The sequence below is a fragment of the Peptostreptococcaceae bacterium genome, from assembly GCA_016649995.1.
Taxonomy (GTDB): domain Bacteria; phylum Bacillota; class Clostridia; order Peptostreptococcales; family BM714; genus BM714.
The window spans coordinates 1-10,959 of record JAENWJ010000052.1; the positions used below are offsets into that span (position 1 = coordinate 1).

Genomic DNA, 10,959 nt, shown 5'->3' on the forward strand with positions numbered 1-10,959 from the left:
GCAAATATGAAAAGAATAATTAAATTGATGGGGAAATAGGCATCTTTTTCTAGCGAAAATTTATATACAAAACGAATAATTGTAATTGGATTTTTGCAACAAAAAATTTACGCTAAAATAGGGTGCTTTTTCAGTGGCCTCATTTATCCGTGGGGAGTGTCAATCAAGCAAAATCAAGATGTAGTCCTTGAAGTGGAAAAACCGGAAACTGAAACCGCAAAAAAAAGAATCGCATTCTATGAGCGACTCGGTTTCTTCCGCAATGAATACGATTACCTTCAGCCATCCTTTTCTGATAATAAAAGGGCTATTTCTCTTCTTATTATGTCCCGTCCATCAAGCCTCAGCCAAAACGGCTTTGAAAAAATAAAAGCGATTATTTATAGGGATGTTTATTCCATAAGAGAAAACATCATCCCAATATTTCCTTAAGAGCGGCATAGTTTATATCCGCTTTTTCTTTCATTATAAGATTATTTTTGACAAGGGTCGATTTCCTTTCTTCGAAATTGTCCATCAGCTCGCTGAAATCATTCCACAGCCTTTCCGCGTCAATGTCATCAACTGTTTCCGAGCTCAACTGCCCTGCCGAATTAACATAGGACTTAATCTTGGGATCATACTCTATGCCCACAAATGGCAGGTCCTTCAGGCCGGCCCAGATGAGTGCGTGCAGCCTCATACCTACCAAACAGCAATAGCTTCCCGCATCGTTCAAAAATCCGTCTACCGTATTAGGTATCAAGGATAGCGATATTCCGGCACGTTCTTCTATCTTTTCCTTCAATTTTTCATCCTTGTCTTTTTGCATTGACAAGAATTCCACTTCATATCCATTCTCGACAAGTTTCTTTACGAATTTTGCCATTTCTTCGATTATTCGTTCATTGTTCTTCCAAGGCCTCACATTCAAGACCACTTTTTTGCTATTTTCGGCGTTCGACGGTTTGTATCCGTAATACGACAAATCCGCGGCCAATTTAATTTCAGACATCACTCCAAGATCTTTCAAGTTCTCAACAGTTTCCTTGTCACGTGCGACGAAGGCGTCTATCCCATTCAAAACACGTCTTGCCATATTCCTGCAAAAGTCTCCCTTGACGGGGCCGAATCCATTCCCAAGCAGTATAACCTTCTTTTTGAGCAATGTAGAAAGTTTTAAAAGCGCAAGGTAATATACAAGGGACCTATTGCTTGTAACATTCTGAAGCATGGAGCCCCCGCCCCCCACAACTATGTCCGCATCACGGATTGCCTTAACTATTTCTACATACTTGTTCCTGCCTACTGTTCCTATTCCGTGAAGTTCTTTTGTTTTCGCAGCGCAGTAGGACAGAGACCTAATCTCAGCATCAGGCCTTATCCTCTTAATCATCCTTATTGTTTGGCTAAGAAGCACCTCGTCGCCAATGTTATCTGAACCATAGTATCCTATTATAAATGCCTTCATAAAATTCCACCTTGTACTTGATTCGTTTAAAAACAATTTATTGTCCAGCTCTTTTTTCCTTCACTGAGAATGCTGTCAATGACAGCGCCATCCAAAACTGAAAGGTTATCCTGTAGTCAAACAATGTATAGTCTATCATTCCGTGAAGAAGAATTGCGATGATGATTGCCAGGGAAATCAATTCCTTGCAGCCTCCGGCTATGCCTGATTTCATTATTGCTTTAAGGTTGTATGCAATTACGCTTAAAACGATATATATGAATAGCAGAAATCCGACGATTCCCGATTCTAGCCACACCTGCAAAAACACATTGTGTGAATGTGTGGCATTGTATCCCGGTGTTTTGTAATGGGCATAGTATTGATGAAAAGACTGATATCCGTATCCCAAGCCTGTCAGTCCATAAACCTTTATCATTTCAATCGCATTTTTCCATATTTCAACCCTGTAGTAAAATGAAGAATCCTGGAACCCGTTAATTATGCTGCCTATCCTCTGTTTTACCACCACAGGGGAAAAAGCTAGGGCTCCTATTCCCAAAGGAATAAACGCGGCAATGAATTTCCAATTGTATGCAAGCAGGAAGAGTCCCAACCCCGCAACATATGTTATCCAAGCCCCTCTAGAGTAGGTAAGTATTATCTGATATGTTATTGCCAGACAAAACAGTGCCAGCAAAATCTTGCCTGTTTTCTTTTTGTTTGTAGCCAGAAGACCAAGTGCTATGAAAAATGTATTAACCAGGTATTCACCGTAAATATTCGGATTGGTAAAAACGGAATAGATTCTGGCCTCCAAATCGGGGTTTATAGATTTGTCAATCCAAAGGTCCTGGTTTCCCGCCAAGGTTCCAGATTGATAATACCCGTACAAAATAGGTACTATCGAGGAAAAAAGCATCAGCAGCAGCAATGTGCGCACTTCGCTGCCATCGAACTCGTTGGAGATTACAAAGTAGGCTCCAATCAAAGAGGCCAGCATGAAGAGCTGCTTTGCGCAGGAAACGGGATCATAGGAAAAAAAGCTTCCAATGACATTTACGAGAAAGAAGGCTATTACCGCCCAATCAAGGGTTGCCATTACAATTGGTTTTCCCCCGAATATCCTTTTTCCAATCCATACCAGGAATGCAAGTAAAAGAACCATGCTTGAAATTTTTATGTTTGCAAAAGGAAATACAATCGCCCCGCCATAAATTAGCGCCTTCTCCAATTTAATGTCATCAATCATTGTCAATTTCCTCAATCTTTATAATCGTTCCATAGCAGGCGTATTCCTTGCTATAAAGCGCTATTTTCTTTCCTATTGCAGGCTTCTTTGCGGCTACTACATAGGAGTCATTGAGTTCGGTGGCGCTTGCTTCAACCGTCAGATATAAATCGCTTTTTGCAGGATACGATATTATTGCCTGCTCTTCATTAATGATTTCCGTTTCCATATGGCTAGTCAACAAGTAGTCTTTTATCTTTCCGAATTCCAGCCCGCTTTCATGGTCCACAACAATTGCGTCGGCTATTATATAATCCGATACATTGTTTTCAACCTCTTTTACGAGGAAGGTTATGCGCAAATTCCTATATGATATTTCTTCGCCCGCATCCCTTGTTTTAGACTTTTGAACAAATATAAATGCGGAGTACAAAAGCCCAAGTATAACAAGTGCTGCTATTATTCTTTTCCAATTATTCATTCAAGCCACTTCCCTTGCCGTATCGTTTAACATGCTGATTCCCATTGCAAAATAGACATAATAATAAAATGTCAGCACCGGTATTCCGTAAAGATTGTCTACAAAATTATGAAGCAGAAATGCAATTAGTGCTATGGATATTCCCATTTGCACGCGATTCTTCCCTTCCCTCGCAAACTTAAATATAAAATATGCTGCAAACAATAGGAACGCAATCAGTCCGAACAAACCGTTTTCCACCAGTGTTTTTAGGTAAAAATTATCCGTGTAAAAATTTGTTATTCCGTACTTTATTGCAATAGATCCTCCGAATTGGCCATAGCCCTTTCCGAAGACAGGATTCTTTAAAAACTCTCCAAAGGCATAGGCCCACTTGGAAAGACGCCCGTCCTTCATCATGTTGCTTATGGTGTCGGGACTCACTAGGTTGTAGAATCTGTATGCTCCCTTGTCGATAAGCAAAATCAGTCCCGTCCCCAAGAACGATAGATATAGCAAAAGCCTTTTATTGTTTATCATGAGCAGAATGCCCGTTGAAACGGCAAGGGCCAAAATCGCTCCCCTAGAGTATGTGAAATACAGAGCCACGAGCGCAATTGCCTCGCAAAGAATGTAAATCACCTTTTTTCGCTTCCTCTTTTCCGCCCAAACAAGACCCGTCAAAAACCCTATGTGCATTATCAGAATGGACCCAAGACTATTAGGACTTCCCAATATGGAGAACGCCCTTAGCGAGATTACATCGGTTGTATCCACCCAGTTGCCCCGCATTGGAACCTTGAATATTATTTGCATTATAGCATGAATTGAAATGAATGTTCCTATTGTTATTAGAACATCCACAGCCTTGGCCCTTGTGCTCTCTTTACTGAATATGCGGATAAAATAGATTCCCCACAAGACCGGCTGAAAAATCAACCGATATCCATCAAAGGTGCTTCTTCCGAAGTATCCCGATGCAGCGATCCCTGCAATCCCGGACAATAAAAACAAAGCTACAGGTATCTTCCAGCGTTTTGGCCGGTAATCCCTGTTAAAATCAAATGCCATTAGGAAAATGAAAAAAATCAAGGCCAATTCGTCCCACAGTTGCACAAGCATAGTAGCTCTGCCCGAAAATCTTAGCAGATAATCGTAGAACATATAAAAAAGCGGCAAAAGCACAATGTTGTCAAAATACGATGCGCACTTCAATCTGCCTAGGGGCTCGGCTCCAAAAACATTTAAAAGCATTTGCCTGCATTTATATTCAATTGTAAAAAATAGCTTTTCTGTCATGCTTCCAAAGGAATTCGGCAATTATTCCTCACCTATCTTTTCAATCTCCAAAATTGTGATTGGTATTTTTAATCTTTCGGTTTCAAGCACAAATTCTTTTCCTATCTTCAGCACCTGTTTTCCGATGAAGATTTCCCCTGATTTACCGGTGCCGCTTCCGGATATGCCAAATACTATACTGTCGCCAACCGTTTCAACAGAAACGATTGATGCTTGCAGCCATTCCTTTTCGATAGACAATTGCTCTCCCTGAAACGAATCGTCTACATCTATTTTGCTTCCGGTGTAGATGCCTTTAAAAGCAACCTCCACGGTTTCCTTGGGAGAAAGATCAACCTTGGATACTTGTATCACTTCACTTGATATAGCCCAAACCATTATTACGAGCAAGACTAATGTAACAATGTCCAACAATGCCCATTTATTTTTCATTGTCAACACCTGCCTCAATCAACGATATATATCCCTCAAAATAGAATTCTCCGCCCTCTAAAATGAAAGGTTTTCCAATCTTGACAGGCTGCGATCCGAATTTCATGTAGGGACCGCTTTTTGTGACCGGTATGGATGTCTTTATTCGGTAATTGTTTTCAGTTTTTTCAATGAAAACAATTCTTCCTTCACTTTCGATTCCACTTTTAAAAATAGCTCTATCAACTAAAGACTCTTTTTCTATCTCTACCGGTCCGTCATATGCGATTGTCACAAAAACCGTTTCGGTATTTTGGCCAAGATTCAAATCCCTTCCCTCGTATACATTGTAGAGTACAAGTGCCCCAAAAGCGGCAACAATCATCAAGAGAAATATTCCAAACTTATTTTTCATCATTCTGTCTTTTCTCCTCTTCGAACATAAGCTGCAATTGATTGCACAGAAAGCTTCCTTTCAAGTATTTAACCAGCAAACTCCCCCCCGAATAGTTTTGCGTTTCGACTATTGGTTTGCTGAAAAAATGCAATTCATGAAATCTCCAGCTGCATATTTTTCTTGCTCTGCTATACTTGAAACACCGCCCAAGCGCACTGCATTTTCTGCATAAAAAGCTTGATTGGGCTATGTTATTCATCTATTCCACTTTCCCTCGAATAGATTTTGCCTTCTACAAATAGATACTTATTGTATACAAGCACCTTTCTTCCTACAGCAACAATCATGTCCTCTATCATCAAGGCCTTATCCGTCTCTACAAAATTGGCCTTAACGGTTATGAATAAGTCAAACTTATCTAAAGACTCAATAGCTACAGCTTCGTTGTCCTTATTAACCAAATACTCCATATGAGGATTGTGGCCAATTTTTGAGATCACCCCTATGTCAGACCCGGTTTCAAAGTCGAATATAGCATCCCCTACATTGGCAGCGTCAATTGTGTACTTGGACACTTCCTCAACCTTCACCGTGTATTCCATTTCCTTTTGCGTTCCAGCCTCCCCACTTTCTGTGCCGGGAAGCATTCTGCCTGCAAGAAAAATTGCCGCAAGCACAATTATAAGCAGAACAAACAAGTCAATTATGTTTATGGTTCCAAACAGCTTGCCCTTATCGTCTATAATCTTCATCTACCTGTCCTCCAAAATTTTATGATATATTTCTATATGGTTTTCAACAAATTGCTTCATGGAAAAATTCTCTTTTACAACATCAAAAATAGCTTCTCCCATTTTTTCTCTCAGTTCTCTATTCCCAAGTATCACTACTTTTTCAGCAAATTCGGCCGCATTAAAACCGTTCGCTATATAACCGGTCTTGCCATTCTCTACGACAAGCTCAACCCCTCCGACATTGCTTGTGACTATGGGCTTTTTCATACGAGCGCCTTCAAGCATAGCATATGGAAAGGATTCACTAAGGGATGTAAGCAGATTGATGTCTATTGCATTGTAGAATTCATATGGACGATCTACAAACCCCAGAAAATAAACCTTGTCGGAGATACCGTATTTCTCCGTCAGCTTTTCAAGCTCACCCTTTAAGATCCCGTCACCGGCCAATAGAAATCTGTAGTTTCCATGTGTTTTTAAAACCTCGTTTGCTGCCTCAATAAATAGCTTGTGATTCTTAACAACATCTAGCCGGCCCATTATTCCGGCATATACAAGAGTATCCCCTTCATCGATTCCGTAATCCTTAAAGAATTCTTCCTTGTCCCTTTCTATCCTTGCCTCCTCTTCAAAATCAAGGCCATTGTAGACCGAAAATACGCTGTCCTCCGTGCCCAAATTTCTGCCGAGAAGCATCTCTTTGAAGCTATTTGAAACACCTATATAGTAATCCATTTTTTTAAGTGCCTTCGCATTTATTTTTCTAAAAACATACGTTGCCAACCTACCGCCTCTGTAATCATCCAAAAGATAGTCGCTGTGGACTGTCGTTACAATTGGAACATTAGGGAATCGTTTTTTTACGAATGTCGAAATAACATTAGCCCGAGCCCCGTGAACATGGATTAGATTGATATTGTTTTTCTTGACAAGGCTTTCTATTCCCTTTGTAACGCTTAGGTCAAATCTTGATTTTTGGTTCAATATAGTAAGGGGAAGCTTCAATTTTTTTGCGTCTTCCGTAAAATCCGATTCCATGAGGGTTACGAGCATCACAAAAACACTTTCAGAAAGCCCGTTTATTAAATTCATCACATGGGTTCTTGCTCCCCCTGTGTCTCCTCCGCTTATTAAATGCAGTACTCGAATTTCACCCACCGGATTTCTCTCCTTATAAAAACTTCATCATTTCAAGCGCCTTCGTTTCCCACGAAATCGCGTTCAAATCAACCTTGCCTTTATTTATTCCAAGCTTCTTTGCAGTATTGATGTTCTCTATAAATTGCTCATGCGTGTCTGAAACGAGAACAATGTTTCTCAGCTTATCGACTTGATTAAAGTTGGTTGACACTACCGGGTAACCAAAGTACAGATACTGGTAAACCTTGTTCGAATTGACCGTTTTAAGCCTCGGGTATTCGCTTTCGGAAAGAAACGGAATTATCCCTATATCAAACGATGCGTAGTAATCCTGGATTTCGTCCTTGTCGATGGGCCCTAGATAGCGTACATTTTCAAGGCTTGAAAGCCTGTCCATCGAACCTTTGGAATCTGTAGGCCCTATCAAGACCAACAGGTCATCCGGATGCGATGCGGCAACCTTTGCAATAAGATTGTAGTCAATCCAGGAGTAGAGTCCACCTATGAAGCCGATGACCTTCCCCTTTGTTTCGTATTCCTTTTTCACAGCCGAGCTGAAGCTGTCAATATCAACTCCGTTTTCTATAAGAAGGCCCTTGGCTATTGCCTTGCCCATGAGGGTTTCTGTTGTTACAAAAACCTTGGCAGAAATTTCCACCGCATGTTTCTCATACTCTTCCAATATGTGTTTCCAAATACCATTGCTTGCAAAGGCTATGTAATCGTCGCTTATATCGTAGAAAATACGGTTATTAAAATTTTCAATTTCTCCTATGGAAACGGACCAATGCGGTGTTGAAATAACTGCAGCGGCATCAGAAATATTTGCACTTTTCAGGAAGTCCTTCATCGCCCTATGTATAAAACTATCATTTGCCTTAAATACCCATTTAGAAACGCCTTTGAAGTAGGGCAATGCGTAGATTTTAAGTACCGATACATCTTTTTTCTCAAGCTCATACCTTCCCAGCTTTAAGGGGTTGTACGAATTGATTTTTTCAACATAATATACATCTTTGCCGTGTTTTTTAAAATATTTGGCAAGCATGTGGCTGCGATGCAAGAGATGGGCATCCCACGCAAGCATTGAAAAAATAAATATATCATTCATCTTCGAACCTCATCTTTATAAGCTTTGCGGGATTGCCCCCCACGATAGAGTACTTAGGAACATCCTTTGCCACAACACTTCCCGCCGCTATTATGCTGCCACTGCCTATCTTTATGCCAGGCAAGATTATTGCCCTTGCTCCAATCCAAACATCGTCTCCTATTTCAACGGGCTTCATTTCAGAGTTGCCCTGCTCGATCATTGGAATATCCCTTCGTCCGTAGTTGTGGTTCGATGTGTAAACCATGACCTCCGGACCCATCATCACATTGTTGCCTATGGTAATTTCTCCGGACAGCTTTGCGTCCACTCCAATTCCGGAATAGTCTCCAATTGAAATGCCCTTCCCACTACCGAAATACGCACCTTTTTCTATGTTGATTATTTTTCCGGTTTTCAAAAAAAGCTTTGACGCTAAAAAACCTCTCAGTTTTTTTGCCCCAAAACTAAAAGGCCTTTCTGACCGCGGCATGTTACGTGCTATGGAATAATAGAGCCCTAGGTAAAGTTTCTTCATTCTATGCGTCTCCCTTTCGCTTTTTTCTCAAGGAGTTTATTTCAGACTTTATATAATCAATTTCCAGAAGCTTAATTCTATCACTCATTATATAGTATAATACAATTCCCAATAATATGCTCATGATAACTCGCAAATACAATGTTATCGGAAACTGATTAAAGGACGCCACTGCTATCATCATGACAATGCCTATTGCCGCAACCTTTAGAAACTGTGTCAAAATTTCCTTTTTATCAAACCTGCCGATGCGCTTTTGTATTAGATAAAGCATGGCAAGTGCGTTTAGAGTCACGGCTATGGATGTGGCAAGAGCCAATCCTCTTATGCCCATTATTTTTACGAAAATAAGGTCGAGAGTTATATTTATTGCAACACTTGCAAGGCTTGTATAGAATGGTGTCTTCGTATCCTTGAAGGCATAAAAGACCTTGTTTGAAAGCTCCTGAATCGAAAAACCCACCATACCCGCAACATAAAAGCCCAATGCTGCAGATGTGGAATTAACGCTGCTTATGTCGAATGTTCCCCTCTGATAAAGAACCTGTACAAGTTCCTTGTTTATTGCAAGTATTCCAAACATGACAGGCATGAATATAAATATCATTACCCGCACTGCCTTGGAAATTCTTTTTTTCATCTCATCAATCCTGTTTTCAGCCACAAGGGTGGAAAACTGGGGGAAAAGAACCGTACTTATTCCAAATATCATCGTTGTAGCAACTGCAGTGTATGCTATGTTGGCATAATTAAGCGAAGCCAGTTGCCCGTCCGCCAAGGTTGAAGCTATGCTCGAGTCGACCAATATATTTATGTTGTAAACTGCCGACGAAAACAATATGGGAAGCATTAGCCCGAAAATATGTTTCATCTCGCTGTTAATCTTAAATACCGGTTTGTACCTAAATGACTCTTTTCTCGAGAAGATTAAGAGCAACAGAAGCTGTCCCGCCCATCCTATTAGGGTAGCATAGGCAAGACCTTCAACTCCCAATGTAGAATTAAAAATTATAAGATAGGAAATGAGTATCAGGTTATATGGAAGGCTGACTAAAGAGGTTACTCCGAATTTCCCTTTTGACTGTAAAAACGAAATGAATGAGTATACTAGTGGCACAAGAATCATTACCGGAAAAAATATCCTGACTATTGAAACAGTCAAAGCAAGCTTTTCTCCTTCAAATCCGATTGCAATAAGCTTTGTATATATCGGAGCGAAAACAAAGCCTATTCCTGCAATTAAAACTCCCGCTGCAAATAACACTGTCATTAGGTTTCCTGTGAATTCAAACAGCTTTTCGTTATCCCTGCCCTTTATATAATGCACAACAAATGGAATAACGGTTGCCGTTATGGCGCTTCCTATTGAAAGAAAGATAGTTATTGTCATCCTATAGGCGACGAAATATGCATCGCTTTCGACAGAAGTCCCGTACCTATATCCTATAAGCATGTCCCTTGCCAAGCCGAAAAGCTTTGAAAAAACCGTCAGATAAATAACCAGCAGGACTGTATTTACAGTTTTGTTTTTTTTCATTCCGTCCTCACCCAAACCCATCGCCACCTATCCCCCTACATCAATCCTGAAAAACTATTTTCTTCTTTTGCCTCTTTTATTTACCTTGGGCCTCTTGTCCTTTTTCAAAGCTCCTCGAACAGTCTTATTCACCGCTCTATTTATTGGCTTTGTTCCGGGTTCGCCGCTTCCATTTTCCATATCGTGAACATGCTCTTTCTTGGGAAGTTTGATTTTTATTTCCTTTTCTATTTCAAAAAGCTTCTCCTCGTCACGCGGGCTCGCAAAGGTCACCGCAGCCCCGTCTTCTCCCATCCTGCCGGTTCGACCTATTCTGTGGATGTAGATCTCCGGGCTCTCGGGAATATCAAAATTGTATATATGGGTTATTCCGGTGATATCCAGCCCTCTGGCCGCAACATCCGTAGCTATCAGATACTGGAACTTTAATTCCCTGAATTCCTTCACAACCCTTGTTCTAGTATTTTGCGGCATGCTTCCATGAAGCTTTTTGCAGTCGTATCCATTAAGGATCATCTCTTCCTCAAGCTTGTCTGCTCGACGCTTTGTTCTGCAGAATATTATCGCCATGAATGGATTAGTTCTTTCAAGCTCGCCAAACAAAGCCTCCATCTTCCATCTATCGGATGAGAGAACGACCTCTTGCCTTATTCCCTCAAGTGTTACGCTCACTTTTTTTGCTGTCAGCTCCAA

The 10,959-nt window shown here is 40.7% G+C and carries 13 protein-coding genes; 1 reads left to right on the plus strand and 12 read right to left on the minus strand.

The features are described from left to right. The first annotated feature begins 156 nt into the window (after positions 1–156). The gene (locus JJE29_07815; protein ID MBK5252521.1) at positions 157–432 is read left to right on the plus strand and encodes a hypothetical protein; all 276 of its coding nucleotides are present in this window, start codon (positions 157–159) and stop codon (positions 430–432) included. On the opposite strand, the gene csaB is transcribed toward JJE29_07815, so the two are convergent. The 12 genes from csaB to JJE29_07875 form a co-directional block, all read right to left on the minus strand. Continuing rightward, positions 413–1,450: a polysaccharide pyruvyl transferase CsaB gene (csaB, locus tag JJE29_07820; protein MBK5252522.1), complete on the minus strand. Its 1,038-nt coding sequence runs from the start codon at positions 1,448–1,450 to the stop codon at positions 413–415. The two genes, JJE29_07815 and csaB, sit on opposite strands and share 20 nt — an antisense overlap. A 37-nt stretch (positions 1,451–1,487) precedes the next feature. Continuing rightward, positions 1,488–2,681: an O-antigen ligase family protein gene (locus tag JJE29_07825; protein ID MBK5252523.1), complete on the minus strand. Its 1,194-nt coding sequence runs from the start codon at positions 2,679–2,681 to the stop codon at positions 1,488–1,490. Beyond that, positions 2,674–3,141: a DUF4330 family protein gene (locus JJE29_07830; GenBank protein ID MBK5252524.1), complete on the minus strand. Its 468-nt coding sequence runs from the start codon at positions 3,139–3,141 to the stop codon at positions 2,674–2,676. The genes JJE29_07825 and JJE29_07830 overlap by 8 nt, the downstream gene beginning before the upstream one ends. Then, on the minus strand, positions 3,142–4,440 hold the full coding sequence (locus tag JJE29_07835; protein ID MBK5252525.1) for an O-antigen ligase family protein: 1,299 nt from the start codon (positions 4,438–4,440) through the stop codon (positions 3,142–3,144). It abuts the gene before it with no gap. After that, complete coding sequence (locus JJE29_07840) at positions 4,441–4,851, minus strand: hypothetical protein (GenBank protein MBK5252526.1); 411 nt, start codon at positions 4,849–4,851, stop codon at positions 4,441–4,443. Then, complete coding sequence (locus tag JJE29_07845) at positions 4,841–5,248, minus strand: hypothetical protein (GenBank protein MBK5252527.1); 408 nt, start codon at positions 5,246–5,248, stop codon at positions 4,841–4,843. Before JJE29_07845 ends, JJE29_07840 begins: the two co-directional genes overlap by 11 nt. 230 nt (positions 5,249–5,478) lie before the next feature. After that, positions 5,479–5,979 carry a DUF4330 domain-containing protein gene (locus tag JJE29_07850; protein ID MBK5252528.1) on the minus strand — a complete coding sequence of 167 codons (501 nt, stop codon included), beginning with the start codon at positions 5,977–5,979 and terminating at the stop codon, positions 5,479–5,481. Further along, a complete protein-coding gene (locus JJE29_07855) occupies positions 5,980–7,119 on the minus strand; it encodes a glycosyltransferase family 4 protein (protein ID MBK5252529.1) in 1,140 nt (379 codons plus the stop codon). Between the two features lie 13 nt (positions 7,120–7,132). Then, positions 7,133–8,212, minus strand: coding sequence for a glycosyltransferase (locus tag JJE29_07860; protein ID MBK5252530.1), 1,080 nt, complete (start codon positions 8,210–8,212; stop codon positions 7,133–7,135). After that, positions 8,205–8,729 carry an acyltransferase gene (locus JJE29_07865; GenBank protein ID MBK5252531.1) on the minus strand — a complete coding sequence of 175 codons (525 nt, stop codon included), beginning with the start codon at positions 8,727–8,729 and terminating at the stop codon, positions 8,205–8,207. Before JJE29_07865 ends, JJE29_07860 begins: the two co-directional genes overlap by 8 nt. A 1-nt stretch (position 8,730) precedes the next feature. Beyond that, positions 8,731–10,293, minus strand: a complete 1,563-nt coding sequence (murJ, locus tag JJE29_07870) for a murein biosynthesis integral membrane protein MurJ (GenBank protein ID MBK5252532.1) — start codon at positions 10,291–10,293, stop codon at positions 8,731–8,733. Positions 10,294–10,320: 27 nt separating this feature from the next. Next, positions 10,321–10,959 (minus strand): C-terminal helicase domain-containing protein (locus JJE29_07875; GenBank protein ID MBK5252533.1); only part of this gene is annotated, 639 nt, incomplete at its 5' end.